At 74.7% G+C, this 16,749-nt stretch carries 16 protein-coding genes; 8 read left to right on the forward strand and 8 right to left on the reverse strand.

Features of this window, described 5'->3' with window-relative positions:
• Positions 1-21: 21 nt before the first annotated feature.
• Positions 22-537 (reverse strand): pyridoxamine 5'-phosphate oxidase family protein, encoded by a 516-nt coding sequence (locus ACZ6Y7_RS19955; RefSeq protein ID WP_465759224.1) that lies wholly within the window; start codon positions 535-537, stop codon positions 22-24.
• A 160-nt stretch (positions 538-697) separates the two neighbouring features.
• A complete protein-coding gene (locus tag ACZ6Y7_RS19960; protein ID WP_465759225.1) occupies positions 698-1,366 on the reverse strand; it encodes a phosphatase PAP2 family protein in 669 nt (222 codons plus the stop codon).
• A gap of 318 nt (positions 1,367-1,684) precedes the next feature.
• On the opposite strand from ACZ6Y7_RS19960, the gene ACZ6Y7_RS19965 reads away from it, so the two are divergent.
• The 3 genes from ACZ6Y7_RS19965 to ACZ6Y7_RS19975 all read left to right on the forward strand — a co-directional run bounded on the left by ACZ6Y7_RS19965 (position 1,685) and on the right by ACZ6Y7_RS19975 (position 4,935).
• Entirely contained in the window at positions 1,685-2,146 is a 462-nt protein-coding gene (locus tag ACZ6Y7_RS19965; RefSeq protein ID WP_465759226.1) for a BlaI/MecI/CopY family transcriptional regulator, read from the forward strand.
• On the forward strand, positions 2,143-3,348 hold the full coding sequence (locus tag ACZ6Y7_RS19970) for a M56 family metallopeptidase (protein WP_465759227.1): 1,206 nt from the start codon (positions 2,143-2,145) through the stop codon (positions 3,346-3,348). Before ACZ6Y7_RS19965 ends, ACZ6Y7_RS19970 begins: the two co-directional genes overlap by 4 nt.
• Positions 3,349-3,498: 150 nt before the next feature.
• Positions 3,499-4,935, forward strand: coding sequence for a GAF domain-containing protein (locus ACZ6Y7_RS19975; protein WP_465759228.1), 1,437 nt, complete (start codon positions 3,499-3,501; stop codon positions 4,933-4,935).
• Between the two features lie 79 nt (positions 4,936-5,014).
• Here ACZ6Y7_RS19975 and ACZ6Y7_RS19980 read toward each other — a convergent pair whose 3' ends face one another.
• Positions 5,015-5,512, reverse strand: a complete 498-nt coding sequence (locus ACZ6Y7_RS19980) for an SsgA family sporulation/cell division regulator (RefSeq protein WP_465759229.1) — start codon at positions 5,510-5,512, stop codon at positions 5,015-5,017.
• A 329-nt stretch (positions 5,513-5,841) separates the two neighbouring features.
• Between ACZ6Y7_RS19980 and ACZ6Y7_RS19985 the strand changes: the two genes are divergently transcribed.
• The 4 genes from ACZ6Y7_RS19985 (at position 5,842) to ACZ6Y7_RS20000 (ending at position 10,324) form a co-directional block, all read left to right on the forward strand.
• Positions 5,842-7,032, forward strand: a complete 1,191-nt coding sequence (locus ACZ6Y7_RS19985) for a hypothetical protein (protein ID WP_465759230.1) — start codon at positions 5,842-5,844, stop codon at positions 7,030-7,032.
• A 347-nt stretch (positions 7,033-7,379) separates the two neighbouring features.
• Positions 7,380-8,699: a TerD family protein gene (locus ACZ6Y7_RS19990; protein WP_465759392.1), complete on the forward strand. Its 1,320-nt coding sequence runs from the start codon at positions 7,380-7,382 to the stop codon at positions 8,697-8,699.
• A gap of 127 nt (positions 8,700-8,826) precedes the next feature.
• Positions 8,827-9,789, forward strand: a complete 963-nt coding sequence (locus ACZ6Y7_RS19995) for an SGNH/GDSL hydrolase family protein (protein WP_465759231.1) — start codon at positions 8,827-8,829, stop codon at positions 9,787-9,789.
• Between the two features lie 46 nt (positions 9,790-9,835).
• Complete coding sequence (locus tag ACZ6Y7_RS20000; protein WP_465759232.1) at positions 9,836-10,324, forward strand: GNAT family N-acetyltransferase; 489 nt, start codon at positions 9,836-9,838, stop codon at positions 10,322-10,324.
• Between the two features lie 13 nt (positions 10,325-10,337).
• Here ACZ6Y7_RS20000 and ACZ6Y7_RS20005 read toward each other — a convergent pair whose 3' ends face one another.
• Positions 10,338-11,030: an RraA family protein gene (locus ACZ6Y7_RS20005; RefSeq protein WP_465759233.1), complete on the reverse strand. Its 693-nt coding sequence runs from the start codon at positions 11,028-11,030 to the stop codon at positions 10,338-10,340.
• Positions 11,031-11,179: 149 nt separating this feature from the next.
• On the opposite strand from ACZ6Y7_RS20005, the gene ACZ6Y7_RS20010 reads away from it, so the two are divergent.
• On the forward strand, positions 11,180-11,773 hold the full coding sequence (locus ACZ6Y7_RS20010) for a Uma2 family endonuclease (protein ID WP_465759234.1): 594 nt from the start codon (positions 11,180-11,182) through the stop codon (positions 11,771-11,773).
• Positions 11,774-11,839: 66 nt separating this feature from the next.
• Here ACZ6Y7_RS20010 and ACZ6Y7_RS20015 read toward each other — a convergent pair whose 3' ends face one another.
• The 4 genes from ACZ6Y7_RS20015 to ACZ6Y7_RS20030 all read right to left on the reverse strand — a co-directional run bounded on the left by ACZ6Y7_RS20015 (position 11,840) and on the right by ACZ6Y7_RS20030 (position 16,731).
• Complete coding sequence (locus ACZ6Y7_RS20015) at positions 11,840-12,769, reverse strand: proline dehydrogenase family protein (RefSeq protein ID WP_465759235.1); 930 nt, start codon at positions 12,767-12,769, stop codon at positions 11,840-11,842.
• Between the two features lie 160 nt (positions 12,770-12,929).
• A complete protein-coding gene (pruA, locus tag ACZ6Y7_RS20020; protein WP_465759236.1) occupies positions 12,930-14,558 on the reverse strand; it encodes an L-glutamate gamma-semialdehyde dehydrogenase in 1,629 nt (542 codons plus the stop codon).
• A gap of 314 nt (positions 14,559-14,872) precedes the next feature.
• Positions 14,873-16,138, reverse strand: coding sequence for an FAD-dependent oxidoreductase (locus ACZ6Y7_RS20025; RefSeq protein ID WP_465759237.1), 1,266 nt, complete (start codon positions 16,136-16,138; stop codon positions 14,873-14,875).
• Complete coding sequence (locus tag ACZ6Y7_RS20030; protein WP_465759238.1) at positions 16,135-16,731, reverse strand: PadR family transcriptional regulator; 597 nt, start codon at positions 16,729-16,731, stop codon at positions 16,135-16,137. Before ACZ6Y7_RS20030 ends, ACZ6Y7_RS20025 begins: the two co-directional genes overlap by 4 nt.
• Between the last annotated feature and the right edge of the window lie 18 nt (positions 16,732-16,749).

Consider the following 16,749-nt stretch of genomic DNA (forward strand, 5'->3'; position numbering starts at 1 on the left):
CGCACCGCGCCGCGGACACGCCTACGACCGCGCCACCCGGGCCCGCAGGTAGTTGCGCCGGCCGAAGTTGGGTTCGTCCACCGCCGTCAGCTCCTCCACCTGGAACCGGTACAGTGCCGCCGCCCCGCCCCCGGCGAGGAACTGCCGGCGGACCTCCTCGTCCTGCGCGAAGGACGGGTACCGCCCCTGGTAGGCGGCCAGCGCCGCCTCCGCCTGGCGCCCCCAGGCCTCGCTCGCGAGGCCGGTCAGCTGCAGCCCGCGCAGCTGCTCGCCGAAGGCGGGCGGCGGCAGGAACACGGTGGCGGCGGCCCGGGCCTCCTCGGCGAGGTGGTGGCTGTGCCGGGTGGAACGTTCGCTGACGAAGTACAGCACGAGGTCGTCGTCGTACGCGAAGAACGCCAGGTTGGCGTGCGGTCCGTGCTCGTGCCCGGCGGTGGCGAGGGTGAGCACCATGGCCTCCGCGAGCAGGCCCTCGACGCCCTTGTGCAGCAGGTCGCCCGGCCAGTCCCCCTGCGTGATGTCGAGTCTGTACGGCATACGGCACTCCCTCCGCTGGCACGCCCGGCGCCCTCGTGCCCCGAGCACGACTGAGCCGGGCGGGCGCCCCCGTAGGGGCCCCACGCCCGGCTCAACATGCTCTACCCGCCACCCCGGCCGGGCAAGGGCCGCGGAACGGGTGGAGTGGGCTGGAGCGGAGTCAGTGCCGCTGCGCCTCGTAGGGCGAGTAGCCGCGGCTGACCAACGGCGGCTCCCCCGGCCCGAGCAGGGGGCGCAGCGCGCCGGACCGCATCCGGTCCACCAGCGGCCCGCAGCGCCCGGCGACCGGGGCCAGCACCACCGCGACCAGCAGGCCGACCAGGGCGCCCACGGCCACGTCGTGCGGGTAGTGCACGCCGACCCAGACCCGAGAGGCGGCCATCAGCACCGCGAAGAGGCCGGCGACCCAGCCGAGCCGCCGGTGGACGAACCAGAGCGCGGCGGCCGCCGCGAGGGCGATCACCGAGTGGTTGCTGGGGAAGGACCAGTCACCGGTGCCGGGGCAGGTCTCCAGGGAGACGCTGCCGGGGATCTGCGCGCAGGGCCGGACCTCCTCGACGATCCCCTTGAACACCGAGTTGACGCCGTAGGCGACGACCACGATCACCGGCGCGGCCAGCACCTTCGCCATCACCGCGGAGTCCTCGCCGCGTGCCCGCCACCACGCCCAGAGCATGAAGAGCGCGAACAGTCCGAGGCCGAAGGCCGACCAGGTCTTGATCAGCTCGTCCAGCCAGTGCGGGGCGGACTGCGCCCACCCGTTGACCCGGGTGTAGAGGTCGCCGTCGATGCCGCTGCCGTCGTAGACGGCCAGGGCCCGTGAGGACATCACGCGTCACCTCCGTGACGTGGCGCCTTACGGGCGCGGAACAGTTCGAGAACATCGGGGAGCACGGAGACAACTTCTACCAGACCGGTGGTGGGCGGCCGATATCGGCCGATCCCGGGTGTCGGTGCCCTGACCGGCAGCACGGCCCCGCACCCGAGGAGCGGCGCGGGGCGAACGGCATGATCGCCGGGGAACTGGAGCAAGGCTGGCGGACCTCCCGTACGTTGGGGGGCGGTTCACGGCAGGAGCCGACCCGACCGTCTACAGTCCCGTAGACGGTCTACAAGACTGTAGACGAAACGTGGAGGAACCGCCGCCATGTCCGACGTAGCGCCCGCCCGCCGGCCCGCCGGGGAGCTGGAGGCCGAGGTGCTGGCCGCCCTCTGGTCGGCCCGGCAGCCGATGACGCCGCAGGACGTCCAGGCGGCGCTCGGCGGGGACCTCGCCCGCACCACGATCGCGACGATCCTGGCCCGGCTGCACGACAAGGGGACGGTCGAGCGCACCCGGGCCGGCCGCGCGTACGCCTACACGCCGACCGTCCAGGACCCCGCCGGCCTGGCCGCCCGCCGGATGCACACGGAGCTCGGACGCGAGGCCGACCGCTCCACCGTGCTGGCCCGCTTCGTCTCCGACCTCTCCGCCGAGGACGAGCAACTGCTGCGCGACCTGCTCGGCGAGGCCCCCGGGGCCGCCGACGCCCCCACCGCCCCCGGTACCGGCACCGGCACCGGAGCCGACGGCGAACCCGACGGCCACCGGAGGGTGTCCGGCCGATGATGATCGCCGTCTGGGCCCCGCTGCTGCTGCCCTTCCTGGCCGCCCCGCTGGCCCGCCGCCTCGCCGAGGCGCTGTCGCCGCGGGCCGCCGCCTGGATGCTGGCCGGCAGCGCCGCCGTCCTGGCCGGCGGCACGCTCTGCTCGCTCGGTCTGCTGGCCGCCGCCGGCCTGCTCCAGCTGCCGCCGGTCGCCGCCTACGGCCACCTCTCGCTGCCGTGGCTCACCGCGGCCGCGCCGGACGCCCCGCTCGCCGCCGCCGCGGCCGCCCTGGCGCTCCTCGCGCTCACGGCGCTGGCGGTGCGCGCCGCCCGCCGCCGACGGCTGGAACTGCGCACCGCCCGCGCCGCCGTCCCGCCCGACGGCCGGCATCCGGACACGCGCCCCCGGCGCGCCACCGTGCGCCCGGAGCACACCCCGGGGCACCGCACCGCCGCGCACCGGCCCACCGGAACCGCGCCCATCGCCACCGCGCCCATCGCCACCGCGTCCGCAGCCGCGTCCGCGCCCATCGCAGCCGCCCCGGACCGCCCCGCAGGATCCGCGCTCGCCGCCCTCCTGCGGCCCGTCCGGTCCGCGCTCACCGCCCTGCTCCGCCCCGCCGAGCCCCCGCTCACCGTCCTGGACGACGAGCGCGCCGACGCCTTCGCCCTCCCCGGCCGCCTGCGCCGCCCCGGCCGGCCGGGCGAGCCCGGCCGGATCGTGGTCACCTCCGGCATGCTGCGCGCCCTCAGCGGCCCCGAACGCTCCGCCCTGCTCGCCCACGAGCGCGCCCACCTGGCCGCCCGCCACCACGTCTTCCTGGCGCTGGCCGAGCACTCCGCCGGCATCCACCCGGCGCTCCGCCCGCTGCGCACGCCCCTCGGGTACCACCTGGAGCGCTGGGCCGACGAGGTGGCGGCGGCCCGGGTCGGCGACCGCGCCGTGACCGCCCGGGCGGTCGGACGGGCCGCCCTCGCCGCGAGCCGCTCCCCCTGGCCGGACCGGCCCCGACTGGTGCCCGCGGCCCACGCCGGGCCGGTCCCGCGCCGGGTCGCCGCCCTGCTCCAGCCCCGCCCGGCCACCGCCCCCGGCACCCGGCTGCGGGCCGTCGCCCTGGCCCTGGTCGCCTGCCTGGCGCTGAGCACCGGCGCCACCCTGGAGGCCACCGCGGACCTGCACCGCACCGTCGAGGCGGCCCAGCAGGGGGTGGGCGCACAGCACTAGCGGCGGGCCGTCCGCGCCCGGCGCCGCCGTTGCGTACCGTCCGGTATGCCGAGTTGGCAGACCCCGTCCCCGCGGGCGCGGCTCACCCGTACGCTTTCGTCAGCGCGTCGACCCCGGCGCGACCTCGAACGGCGGCGAGGAGCGGACCGAGTGCGGCAGACCGGACGGCAGTCCCGACGACCCGAGCGCCGCACCCCGCCGACCTCGGCGGAACTGGCCAAGGTCCACGAGCGCACCCTCGCCGAGGCCGCCGCCCGGGAACTGGCCGGCCCCGCCTTCCCCGAGGAGGGCGGCGCGCCGGGGCTGCTCGAACCCCGCCCCGAGATCGGCGACTCCTGGGCCCGGCTGCGCCGGCTCGGCCTCGACCCCGACGCGGGGGCCGCCGCCGCCCTGCTGAGTCCGGCCGAAATCGAACAGCGCCGCCGCTCCAGTGGGCTTGACACAGTCATGCCAGTATTGCGGCAGACCCTGCTGGAGCCCATCGAGGCCGCCCCGCTGATCCTCGCCATCGCCGACGCCGAGGGCCACGTGCTCTGGCAGGAGGGCGAGCGCGGCCTGCGCCGCAGCGCCGACCGGATCGGCTTCATCACCGGCGCCCGCTGGATCGAGGAGAACGTCGGCACCAACGGCATCGCCGTCGCACTGCGCGCCCGGCGCCCGATGCACGTCCACTCCGCCGAGCACTACCTGCGCAGCCACCACTCCTGGACCTGCGTGGCCGCCCCCGTGCACGACCCCGGCACCGGACAGCTGGTCGGCGCCGTCAACCTCAGCGGCCCCGCGCACACCATCCGCCCCTACCTGCTCCAGCTCACCGCCACCGCCGCCCGGCTCGCCGAGACCGAGCTGCGCGCCCACCGGCTGGAGGCGCTGCACCACCTGCGCACCCTGGCCGCCCCGCTGCTCGCCCGGGTCGGCGGCCCGGCCCTGGTGGTGGACTCGGCCGGCTGGACCGCCGCCGCGGCCGGGCTGCCGCCGCCCAACCGGCTGCGGGTGCCCAGCGAGGGCTGGGCCCCGGCCGCCGTGCACTGGGTCCCCGGCCTCGGCGAGTGCGTCCTGGAACCGCTCGCCGACGGCTGGCTGGTCCGCCCGGTCCGCCCGCCCGAGGACGGCTCCGGCCCGGTGGACGCCGAACAGGTCCAGGGCGCCCGCCTCCGGCTCGACCTGCGCCGGGCGGACCGCCCCGAGCTCTGCGTCCGGGGCGCGGCCGGCAGCTGGTCCCACCCGCTCAGCCCCCGTCACGCCGAACTGCTGCTCCTGCTCGCCACCGGACGCGAGGGCAGCACCGCCGCCCAGCTCGCCGAGGCGCTGTTCGGCGACCCGCGCCGGACGGTGACCGTCCGCGCCGAACTGTCCCGGCTGCGCCGCTACCTGGGCGGGCTGCTGGCCCACCGGCCCTACCGGATCGCCGAGTCGGTGCTGGTCACCGTGGACGGACCGGACGACCCGTACGACCTGCTGCCGGCGTCCTCGGCCCCGGCCGTCCGAAGGCTGCGGGCCGCGCTGGCGGCCGGGGCGGTGCGCCTGCCCGGTCCGCCGCCCGTGCCGCCGCCGCGCGCTCCCGGGGACACCCCGCTCGCCCACTGAGGCCGCCCCGCCCGGGCGTTGACACCCGTCGGCACCCGTCGGCACCCGTCGGCCCCGCCGCACCCGCCGGCCCGCCCGGTCAGCCGGCGAGCAGCGCGGCCAGGTCGGCGTCGGTGGGGCCGCAGTCGCGCTCCTGCTCCTCGGAGACGAGCGCGTACGTCCGGTCCAGCCAGGCCCGCACCCGGGGCTTGGAGGCCTCCAACAGGGCGCTGCCGTGCGGCGATTCGAGCGCCAGGTGCAAGGTCGAGCCGTGGCACGGGCAGTAGGCCGGCCACAGCTTGACGTCGCCCTGGCCGCTCAGGGCGCCCAGGCCGTCGCGCAGCAGCTCGCGCGAGAACACCCAGTCCGCTTCGTCCGGACGCCCCAGGTGGAACGTCAGCAGCACCTCGTAGGGGCGGGCGGCGTCGAAGCGGAACCGGGTGCGCACCTCGCCGACCACCTCCTCGCCCAGCGAGATCCGCAGCATCAGCACCTCCTCCACCGCCGCCGGAGCGGCGGTGGAGCCGTCCCCATCGCCGCCCGTGGGGGTGGCGGCGAGGGGTGCACTGGAGGCTGCGGACAGCGGGTCGGGCGGCATGACGGTCTCTCCGGGACGGCGGGGGATGCCCTCAGCCTGCGCCCACCCGGGCCGGGCGGGCAAGAGTTGCAAGGGGGTTGCAACCGCCCCCTCGCGGGGCGCGCCCCCGCCCGTCTCCGCCATCGGACTGACCGTCAATTGCCGTGCCTCGAAAGGATGTCCACGAAATGGATGGAACCCGTCCACGGTGCGACCGCCCGCTGGTACGCTCTCCCCCTCCCCGGCGCGGGCCCGCGGCGGACCGGCCCGTCGCGGCCGGAGCCGGGCCCGGCGCGGACGCGTGGGAGAATACGGCGACGCGACGGCGGCTTCGGGGAGGGAGGGGTCCGGTGGCTGTGCGCGAGGACACCGCGCGGGACGTGCGGCACGAGCCCGAGCGGCACGGCCGGCACGGTCGGCCGCGCCCGTTCGGCGGCCGGCTCCGCCTGCCCACCCTCCGCTTCTCCGGCGCCGCGATGGCGATGTCCACCGTCGTCGGCATCAGCATCGCCACCACCCTGCTGCTCAACGAGCAGCAGGGGATCGGCCGTCGGGCCGGCGTGGCCCGCGTCGGCGACACCCCGCCGCCCACCCCGGGCGCCACCGACCGCACCGAAGCGGTCTCCGCGCAGAGCCCGTCCGCCACCCCGGCCCCGGGCGGACCCTCCGCCGCCCGCCGCCCCGCGCACCCCTCGGGCCACCCCTCCGGCGCCGCGCCGCTCGCGGCCACCCCGCCGGCCGGCGGCCGGACCGCCACCGACCAGGACGCGCAGTCCTCCGGCACCCGGCTCGCGGGCGCCGAACCCGGCGTACCTGCCCCAGCCGGCCCCTCACCCAGCGCGCCGACCCCGCCGGACGGACGGCCGGACGGACAGCCCGGCACCGGCCAGTCCCCGCACTCCCCCGGCCTCCAGCCGCCCACCTGCCCGGTGCCGCCGCCCACCGCGACCTCCCCGGGCGGCGACACCGGCGACACCGGCGCCCCCGCGGGCCACCCCGGTCCGGTCGCGCCCGCCCCGACCGCGCCCGGCCCCACGGCACCCGACCCCACCGCGCCCGACCCGGCCACCGACCACGCGCTGACCGGCGTCCCGCTGGTCGCCCCGCTGGGCCGCGACGGCCTGCGGCACGAGCTCGCCCTCACCGTGACCGAGCCGGTGACGGCGCTGCAGACCGAATTCCGGCTCGTCCCGGGCGAGTCGGCCGCCGCCCCCGGCAACGCCTGGACCGATCTGCCCGGCGCCCTGGTCACCGTCCTGCAGGAGCGCGGCACCCTGGTCTACCGCTTCACCACGCCGCCCGGAACCGACGTCCGGCCCGGCCACTACACCTTCGGCGTGCGCGGCACCCGCCCGGCCGCCGCCGCCCCGTCCGCGGCCCGCAAGTCGGCTCCGGCCGAGAGCTGGAGCGCCTCCGCCTTCGCCCTGCGCCACCCGCGCGCGGTCGCCGCGCTGGGTGCCTTCGGCCCCGTCCTGCCGCTGCCGCCCGCCGCACCGCCGCCGCCGGCGGCGCCCCGGGCCCCCGCCGCCCCGCCCCGCTGACCGCCCGGGCCGACCGTCCGCGCCGCCGGGGCTGACCGTCCCCGCCGCCGGGGCCGACCGCGCCGTCCGAGCCGTCCGGATCCGTCCCGGGCCCTCCATCCCCGGCCGTCCGTCCCCGACCGTTCGGACCAGCCGAGCGACCGACCGAGCGACCGGCGCCGCCGGCCGTCCGTACGGCCCGCTGTGACAAGGTTCCGATCGTCCGACGATCCGACAGCTGACCTGCTCCGACGGGCGCATCCCCGCACCCTCGTTCGTTACTGTGGGCAGCACCCGGCCGGGCGCACCCCACGGCCCCAGACCGGGGCCGTCGTTCCGCACCCGAGGAGGAGTCCGTGTCCACCGTCCTGACCCAAGGCGGCAACGCACCGCTGACCGCCGCGCGAGTGACCGTCGAGGTCACCGCGCCCAAGGCGCTGGACGTCTCCGGCCTGTTGCTGACCGACGCCGGAAAGGTCCGCTCGGACGACGACTTCGTCTTCTTCAACGCCCCGAACGGCCCCGGCGTCAGCCACCGCCCGGCGGCCGCCGGCACCCCCGACGCGATCACCGTGGACACCCGGGCCGTCCCGGCCGGCATCACCAAGATCGTGGTCACCGCCAGCCCCGCCGACCAGGTCTCCACCTTCGCCGGCACGGAGCCCACCGCCACCGTCCGCGACGCCGACACCGGCGAGGTCCTGGTCACCTTCACCCCGCCCCGGCTGGGGCTGGAGACCGCGCTCGTCGTGGTCGAGGTCTACCTGCGCAACGGCGCCTGGAAGGTGCGCGCGGTCGGCCAGGGCTACGCCAACGGTCTCGCGGGCATCGCCACCGACTTCGGCGTCAGTGTCGACGACGGCCCGGCCCAGGCCCCCCAGGCCGCCCTGGCCCCCGTCCCGAGCGCCCCGCCCGCACCGCCGGCACCGGCCGCCACCCCGGCCGACCCGACCCTCCAGCTCCCCACCCCGCCCGCCAACCCGTTCGACACCCCGCCCCCGCCGCCGACCGCCCCGGTCGACCCGCGGATCGCCCTCGCCACCGGCTCCCACCCGCTGCCCCCGGCCCCGCCCGCGCCGCCCGCCGCGGCTCCGGCCCCGGCCGCCCCCGCGAAGGTCACCCTGGACAAGGGCAAGGTCAGCCTGGTCAAGGGCAGTTCCGTCTCCCTGGTCAAGAACGGCCGCCCCTTCCTCTCCTCCGTCACGATGGCCCTCGGCTGGGAGCCCGCCGCCCGCGGCCGCAGCGTCGACCTGGACGCCTCCTGCCTCGCCTTCGACGCCCGCCACAAGCGGCTGGAGACGGCCTGGTTCATGAAGCTGAACATCTTCAACGGCGCGATCGCCCACTCCGGCGACAACCTCACCGGCGGCGGCGACGGGGACGACGAGCTGATCACCGTCCACCTGGACGGCCTGCCGGCCGAGGTCCACGGGCTGGTCTTCGTCGTCAACTCCTTCTCCGGCCAGAAGTTCACGGACGTGAAGAACGCCTACTGCCGGCTCCTGGACGCCAGGACGAACGAGGAACTGGTCCGCTTCGACCTCACCCACTCCGAGCCGCGCACCGGCGTGGTGATGTGCAAGCTGGTCCGCCGGCCGGGCGGCGAATGGGAGATGACGGCCCTCGGCGAGTACGTCGACGGCAAGACCGCCCGGGCGATGATCGAGCCCGCCGCCGCGCTGCTCTGACCCGTCGCCGCGTCACGCCGGCGCCCCCGGATTCACCCCTCTGAGGGATCAAGTCGTCCACGGACCGGCTCGATTGACTCTCAGGGGGGTGAACCGCACTCTCCCTCGCACCCGCTGAGGAGAGACCGTGCCACGCTTCCTGTCCCGCCTCGCCGTCGCCGGCACCGCCGTCGTCCTCGCCGCCGGGCTGACCACCCCCACCTCCGCCGAAGCCGCCAGGCCGTCCGCCCACGTCCGGTCACTGCGGTGGGCCGCCCTCGGCGACTCCTTCACCGCCGGCGTCATCGAGGCCACCGGCGAGCCGACCGAGCCCCGGGACGGCTGCGCGCGCACCGCCGACTCCTACCCCGAGCTCATCCGCCGCGACCTCGGCTCCCTGACCGACCTGCGCAACGTCAGTTGCAGCGGCGCCACCACCGCGAACGTGTCAGCGACCAAGCTCTCCCCGCTCGGCCGCCCGCTCCCGCCGCTCGGCACCGACCCGAACGCCCCCTACCCGCCCGTCCCGGTCCAGCTCGACGCCGTCGGCCCGGACACCGACCTGATCACCTTGGGAATCGGCGGCAACGACCTCGGCTTCGCCGGGATCCTCAAGGACTGCATCGAACTCGGCGCCACCCACCTCGGCCGGGGCACCCCCTGCAAGGAGAAGTACGCCGCCCTCCTGCCCGGCCGATTCGCCGCGCTGAGCGCCGACTACGGCACCGTGCTCACCGCACTGCACGCCAAGGCCCCGGCCGCCAGGGTCCTCGCCGTCGGCTACCCGCACCTCGTCCCCGAGGACGTCGACCGGTGCAGGTACGGCGACCTGCTGCAGTTCGCCACCATCACCACCGGCGACCTCGCCTGGGCCCGGACGGCGGTCCTGGAGCCGCTCAACGCGGTCATCGCCCAGGACACCGCCGCCCACGGCGACACCTTCGTGGACCTCTACCCCTCCACCGCGGGCCACAGCGTCTGCGACGCCGACCACTGGGTCGACGGCGTGCTGACCAGCCTCCTCCCGCTGAAGTACGCCGTGGTGCACCCCAACGCGCGGGGGCAGGCCCATGCCGCCGCCGTGGTCGAGCACGCCGCCGTCGGCGGCTGACCGGAAACCGGTGGCCCGCCGGCCACTCCCCGGGCATCCTGACCGGATGATCATTCGTGAAGCGACCCCCGAGGACTGGCCGGCCATCTGGCCGTTCTTCCGGCGCATCGTCGCCGCCGGCGAGACCTTCCCCTACCCCCTCGACATGCCGTCCGAGCTCGGCCGGGAGTGGTGGATGAAGACCGCCCCCGACCGCACGGTCGTGGCCGTGGACGACGACGGACGGATCATCGGCACCGCCGCCATGAATACCAACCGGCCGGGAAACGGCTCGCACGTCGCCAGCGCCAGCTACATGGTCGACCCGGACGACCACGGCAGGGGCACCGGGCGGGCCCTGGTCGAGTACAGCCTCGACTGGGCCCGCCGGGCGGGCTTCCGCGCCATGCAGTTCAACGCGGTGGTCGCCACCAACCACCACGCCGTGAAGCTCTACCGGTCACTCGGCTTCGAGATCGTCGGCACCGTCCCCGAGGCCTTCCACCACCCGGTGGACGGCTACGTCGGCCTGCACGTCATGCACCGGCCGCTCTAGCGTCCGGCGTCGGTCACTCCTCGATCGCCCCGCCGACCCTCCGCAGGTGCTGCCGGAAGCTGTACGACGGGTCGGCGGCGCGGCGCTCCAGGAACTCCTCGAACCCGGTCTGCTTCCGCAGCGTGTTCCCGGCGGCGATCCGCACGGCCTGCGCCCGTTCGGTGGCGGCGATCCCGGAGGCCGTCTCCAGCACCTCCCCGAGCCGGCCGGCCGGCACGAACAGCACCCCGTCCGCGTCCGCGAACACCACGTCGTCGGCGGTCACCGTGTGCGGCCCGACCCGCGCCGACCGCAGCGCCTCCGGCTCCCGGTCGTCCAGCCGCAGGGGCCCGAGCGGCAGCGCGCCGTAGCTGAACACCGGCAGCCCGATCTCCAGCAGTTCGGGGGTGTCCCGGTGCAGCCCCCACACCACGATCCCGGCCACCCCGGCGGCCCGCGCCTCCAGTACCGCGAGGTCCCCGATGCAGGCCTCGTCCGTCCGCCCGCCGTTGTCGATCACCAGCACGTCCCCGTCCCGGGCGCCCCCGTACGCCTCCAGGAAGACGTCCACGCTCCCGTAGTGCCGCACCGGCAGCACCCGCCCCGCCACCCGGCTCCCCGGCACCAGCCCGGAGACCCCCACCGGTGCCGGCCGCACCGCCACCCCGACCCGCACGCACGCGTCCGCCACCAAGGGCGTGGACAGCCCCGCGAACTCCTTCAGCATCCCCAACTCCTCTCACCGAAAGCCCAGTTCACCAGCACCGGGATCCTATGCCCGGCCCCAAACTCACACCATCGAGTGAAACTCCGCCGTATACCGCAGAACCCGGCCCCGCCGTGGATAGCGTGACGCCCATCTGAAGGAGGGGCATCATGAGTGCTGTGGCGCATGAGCAACCGATCACGGACTCCCCATCACAGGCCGACATCCTGCTGGAGAGCTTCCTGAGCCTGCACTCCCCCGAAGGCTTCCGAGCCGAGCTCATCGAGGGAGAGATCATCGTGTCACCACCGCCGGACGGCGATCACGAGGACTACATCGACCTGCTCATCGATCAAGTGAAAGCCAAGTCCAAGGTCCACATGCAGGTGTCCGGCGGCAAGGGTCTTCGCCTGATCAGAGGCGGCCTCTGCCCGAAGAACCACGTCATCCCGGACGCGACGTTCGCACCGCGCGAACTCCGCCTCTTCCGCGGTGCCCCGCCATGGATGGAGCCGGACGGCGTGGCCATGGTCGCCGAGGTCACGTCGAGCAAGCCCGATCAGGACCGCATCACCAAACGGCACTGCTACGCCCGCGCCGGCATCCCGCTCTATCTCCTCATCGACCGGGAGAAGTCACAGGTCAGCCTGTTCGGCAAGCCGCACCGCGAGGAGTACACCGAGGTCCACCTCGCCGCCTTCGGCGAGCCCCTCGCTCTGCCCGTCCCCTTCGCGTTCGAGCTGGACACGAAGGACTTCCTCTAGGAAACGCGGAACGGCCCGCACCCCCTCCCACACAGGGGGTACGAGCCGTTCGGCCGGTGGAGCGCGTCAGCTACGGGTGGCCATGGCGCGCAGGAAGAAGGTCAGGTTGGCCGGGCGCTCGGCGAGGCGGCGCATGAAGTAGCCGTACCACTCCTGACCGTACGGGAGGTACACGCGCATGGTGTTGCCCTCGCCGGCGAGGCGCAGCTGCTCCTCGGGGCGGATGCCGTACAGCATCTGGTACTCGAAGGAGTCCCGCTTACGGCCGTTCCACTGGGCCAGCTGGCCGGCGATCTTGATCATGTTGGGGTCGTGCGAGGCGATCATCGGGTAGCCCTCGCCCGCCATCAGGATCTTCAGCGCGCGGACGTACGCGAGGTCGACCTCGTGCTTGCCCTGGAAGGCGACCGACTCGGGCTCCTTGTAGGCGCCCTTGCACAGGCGCACCCGGGAGCCGGCACCGGAGAACTCGCGGCAGTCGGCCTCGGTGCGGCGCAGGTAGGCCTGCAGCACGACGCCGAGCCAGGGGAAGTCCGCCCGCAGCTCGCGCGCGATGGCGAGGGTGGAGTCGGTGGTGGTGTGGTCCTCCATGTCGAGGGTCACCGTGGTGCCCGCGTCGGCGGCGGCCTCGCAGATGCGGCGGGCGTTCTCCAGCGCGATCTTCTCGCCGTCCACCGGGAGGAACTGGCCGACGGCCGACAGCTTGACCGACACCTCGGCGCCGGCCGCCAGGCCGGTCTCCTTGAGGGCCTTGAGCAGGTGCTCGTAGGCCTCGGCGGTGTCGGCGGCCTGGGACGCGTCCTGGGTGTCCTCGCCGAGGTGGTCCAGGGTGACCTTGCGGCCGGTGGCGACCAGGTCGTCGCAGGCGGTGACGGCGTCGTCGAGGGCCTCGCCCGCGACGAAGCGCTCGACTATCGCGTGGGTCGGGGGGAACTTCTCGACCACGGTGCGGACCTGCGGGGACCGGGAGGCCGCGAGAAGGGCGGAACGGAGCATCGTGACTCCTGGAGCTGGTGTTTCCAAGGGTGGCAGAAAGAGGCCGGGGCGGCGCGGACGGGGGTGGGCCGCCGCCGCCCCGGCGGGGCGACGCCCGGCTGCGGGGCCGGGCGTCGCGGGTGACCGGTGGCTACGGGAGCGCTCCGGCCGCAGGGGCGGGTCAGCCCATGTGCGGGTAGCGGTAGTCCGTCGGCGGGACGAAGGTCTCCTTGACCGAGCGGGTCGAGGTCCAGCGCGCCAGGTTCTGCTTGGCACCGGCCTTGTCGTTGGTGCCGGAGGCCCGGCCGCCGCCGAAGGGCTGCTGGCCGACGACGGCGCCGGTCGGCTTGTCGTTGATGTAGAAGTTGCCGGCCGCGAAGCGCAGCTTCTCCATCGCGTGCTCGACGGCCGCGCGGTCCTGGGAGATGATCGAGCCGGTCAGGCCGTACGCCGACACCGACTCCATCTGCGCCAGCATCTCGTCGTACTTCTCGTCCTCGTAGACGTACACGGCGAGGATCGGGCCGAAGTACTCGTCACGGAAGTACTCGGCGGCCGGGTCCTGGCAGACCAGCACGGTCGGGCGGACGAAGTAGCCGACCGAGTCGTCGTAGGTGCCGCCGGCGATGACCTCGACCTGCGGGTCGGCCTGGGCGCGGTCGATGGCGGCCTTGTTCTTGGCGAACGCGCGCTCGTCGATGACGGCCGACATGAAGTTGGACAGGTCGGTGACGTCGCCCATGGTGAGGCCGTCGACCTCGGCGGCGAACTCGTCCTTGAGGCCGGCCCACAGCGAGGCGGGGACGTAGGCGCGGGAGAGCGCCGAGCACTTCTGGCCCTGGAACTCGAAGGCGCCGCGGGTCATCGCGGTCTTCAGGACCTTCGGGTCGGCGGACGGGTGGGCGACCAGGAAGTCCTTGCCGCCGGTCTCGCCGACGATCCGCGGGTAGGTGCGGTACAGCGAGATGTTGTTGCCGACCTCGCGCCACAGGTGCTGGAAGGTGGCGGTGGAGCCGGTGAAGTGGATGCCGGCCAGCGCCGGGTGCTTCAGCGCGACCTCGGAGACGGCCAGGCCGTCACCGGTCACCATGTTGATGACGCCCTTGGGGAGGCCGGCCTCCTCCAGCAGCTGCATGAGCAGGTGCGCGGAGAACTGCTGGGTCGGGGACGGCTTCCACAGCACCACGTTGCCCATCAGCGCGGGCGCGGTCGGCAGGTTGCCGGCGATCGCGGTGAAGTTGAACGGGGTGATCGCGTAGACGAAGCCCTCCAGCGGGCGGTGGTCGCTGCGGTTCCAGACGCCGTCCGAGGAGATCGGCTGCTCCGCCATGATCTGGCGGGCGAAGTGCACGTTGAAGCGCAGGAAGTCGACCAGCTCGCAGGGGGTGTCGATCTCGGCCTGCTGGGCGGTCTTGGACTGGCCGAGCATGGTGGCGGCGGCCAGGGTCTCGCGCCAGGGGCCGGCCAGCAGGTCGGCGGCCTTGAGGAAGATCGCGGCGCGGGAGTCGAAGGAGAGCGCCTGCCAGGCCGGGGCGGCGGCCAGGGCAGCGTCGATGGCGTCCTGCGCGTCGGCCTGGGTGGCGTTGCGCAGGGTGCCGAGCCGAGCCGCGTGGTTGTGCGGCTGGACGACGTGGATCTCGGTGCCGCCGCCCATCCGGCGCTCACCGTTGATCGTCATGGTCAGCTGGACCGGCTCCTGGCCGCCCAGCTCCTTCAGCTTGGCCTCCAGACGGGCCCGTTCCGGGCTCCCGGGGGCGTAGCTGTGGACCGGCTCGTTCACCGGCGCGGGGACCTGGGTCACAGCGTCCATAGAGCGCACGCTCTCCTTCGTTCAATGCGGGGGGATTGCCGGCGCGGGTCGCACGCCGGCCACAGCACGAACGCTATTCCTGGGCACCGGGCCACTTGATTGGCCGGGCGGCTAAATTCCCCCGTACGGCGTTGTCCGCCCCGACGAAGGGGGTCACGCCGTGGTCACGACCTCCCCGCACGGCCTCCTCGTACGGCCTCCCCGGACGACCGCGTGCACGGCCTCCCCGCCCGGACTCCGCGCACGACCTCCACGCGCACGACCTCCAGGCGCACGACCTGCACGCGCACGCCCCCTCCGCGCCCGCCGCGGCGTCAGGCCGCCCGCCCGCGACGGCCCGTCGTCCCGACCGCCCCCGGGCCGGCCGGAGCCACCGGGCGGTCCCAGTCGATCCGGTAGCCGTGCACCGGCCGCAGCATCTTCTCCGGACTCATGACGGTCCGCATCATGATCGGCGCGACCAGCCGGAACACCATCCGCCCGACCGCCCCGGAGGACTTCTGGCTGTTGGTGCGCGCCGCGTCGGCGGCGATCTTCTCGACCCGGGGGCGGCGCATCGCCTCGTACGCGGCGAAGGCGGCGGTGTGGTCGGGCAGGTCGCGCAGGCAGCGGGCGAGTTCGACGGCGCTCTCGACGGCCAGCGAGGCGCCCTGGCCCGAGCTGTTGGAGGGGGCGTGCACGGAGTCGCCGACGAGGACCATCCGGCCGCGGTACCAGCGCGGGACGGAGGGCATGATCTCCAGTCGGGGGAAGACCTCCATCGTCCCGGCGTCGGCCACCCGCAGCACCTCGCGAGCGGGCAGGTCGTCGGCGTGCAGTTCGCGGCACCGGCGCAGCCAGTGCGCCGTGCCGAGGGCCCGGACCTCCTCCGGGGTCAGCGGCTCCGGCTGCGGGATGTTGCTGAACCAGGCCGTGCCGCTGCCGTCGGCCAGGCCCCAGTAGCCGAAGAAGGCGCGGGCGCCGTTGGCGAAGTGCACGGACTCGCCGCGTCCGGCCCGGCCGGGCAGCCGGTACGGGCTGTAGCCGCCGACGCCGAGCAGTCCGGTGTACTGGGCGGCCGGGGCGGCCGGGTCGATCAGGGTGCGGACGGTGGAGCCGGTGCCGTCGGCGCCGATCAGCAGGTCCCCAGTGGCGCTGCTGCCGTCGGCGAACCGGGCGGTGATCCCGTCGGCGCCCTCCTCGGCGCCGACCAGCCGCTTGCCCCAGTGCACCTCGACGCCGGTCTCCCGCAGCCGCCGCTGCAGCACTTCGTACAGCTCGGCGCGGCGCATCAGCCGGCCCCGCGGCAGGTCGGCGAGGCCGCTGAACTCGGCCAGCACGCCGCCCTTGCCGTCCTCGATCACCATCGGCCCGACCGGTTGCCCGATCCGGTCGACCTCCGCCTCCAGTCCGACGACGGCCAGGGCGCCGAGCCCGTTGGGAGCGATCATGAACGTTCCGCCGACGCCCTCGGCGGAGGTCCGGTAGGCCTCGAACACGACCGGCTCGATGCCGGCCTTGCGCAGCGCCAGCGCCATCACCGGCCCGGCGATGCCGCCGCCGATGACCAGGGCCTTCTTGGACGTACCAGGTGCACTCATTGCAGACTCCCGAACTGTTCCTGCCAGGCCCGGACGAAGTCCGGCTCCCGGAGCTGGGCGATGAGGCGCTCGACGAAGGCGACCTCGGCCTCCAGCCCGCCGACCCGGTACTCCTCCTCGATCAGGAAGATCCAGTCGACGCCGTCAGCCGTGGCCTTGCGCATCTCCTCCCGGATGGCCGCCACCTCGGCGGCCAGGGCGGTCCGCCGCCGCTCCAGCAGCTCCGCGGCCTCGGCCGGCGGGAGCACCATGAGCAGCGACAGCGAGACCCCGAACGCGGGGTACTCGTGCTGCGGTTCGGCGACGAGTTCGCGCATCCAGTCGTAGAGCTCGGTCCGGCCCTCGGGCGTGAGGGCGTAGACGGTGCGCTCCGGCCGCTGGGTGTCGCGGACGGTCTCCTGCTCGGCGACGAACCCGGCCTTCCGCAGCTGCTCCACCACCATGTACAGCGAGCTGCGGTTGTACTTGATGTTGCGGTCCTTGGCGTGCTCCTTGAGCCGCCGCCCCATTTCGTAGGGGTGCATCGGCTCGGCCAGGAGTTCGGCCAGGACCGCCAACGCCAGCGGGTTCGACACCTTGCGTCGCTTCGCCACGAGACATCCTCATCTCTT

It is taken from the genome of Kitasatospora sp. NPDC053308, from assembly GCF_055585785.1.

Coding starts and splice junctions, on each gene's coding strand:
- ACZ6Y7_RS19955 (WP_465759224.1), bottom strand. CDS start 537: ATGCCGTACAGACTCGACATCACGCAGGGGGACTGGCCGGGCGACCTG.
- ACZ6Y7_RS19960 (WP_465759225.1), bottom strand. CDS start 1,366: ATGTCCTCACGGGCCCTGGCCGTCTACGACGGCAGCGGCATCGACGGC.
- ACZ6Y7_RS19965 (WP_465759226.1), top strand. CDS start 1,685: ATGTCCGACGTAGCGCCCGCCCGCCGGCCCGCCGGGGAGCTGGAGGCC.
- ACZ6Y7_RS19970 (WP_465759227.1), top strand. CDS start 2,143: ATGATGATCGCCGTCTGGGCCCCGCTGCTGCTGCCCTTCCTGGCCGCC.
- ACZ6Y7_RS19980 (WP_465759229.1), bottom strand. CDS start 5,512: ATGCCGCCCGACCCGCTGTCCGCAGCCTCCAGTGCACCCCTCGCCGCC.
- ACZ6Y7_RS20000 (WP_465759232.1), top strand. CDS start 9,836: ATGATCATTCGTGAAGCGACCCCCGAGGACTGGCCGGCCATCTGGCCG.
- ACZ6Y7_RS20005 (WP_465759233.1), bottom strand. CDS start 11,030: ATGCTGAAGGAGTTCGCGGGGCTGTCCACGCCCTTGGTGGCGGACGCG.
- ACZ6Y7_RS20010 (WP_465759234.1), top strand. CDS start 11,180: ATGAGTGCTGTGGCGCATGAGCAACCGATCACGGACTCCCCATCACAG.
- ACZ6Y7_RS20015 (WP_465759235.1), bottom strand. CDS start 12,769: ATGCTCCGTTCCGCCCTTCTCGCGGCCTCCCGGTCCCCGCAGGTCCGC.
- pruA (WP_465759236.1), bottom strand. CDS start 14,558: ATGGACGCTGTGACCCAGGTCCCCGCGCCGGTGAACGAGCCGGTCCAC.
- ACZ6Y7_RS20025 (WP_465759237.1), bottom strand. CDS start 16,138: ATGAGTGCACCTGGTACGTCCAAGAAGGCCCTGGTCATCGGCGGCGGC.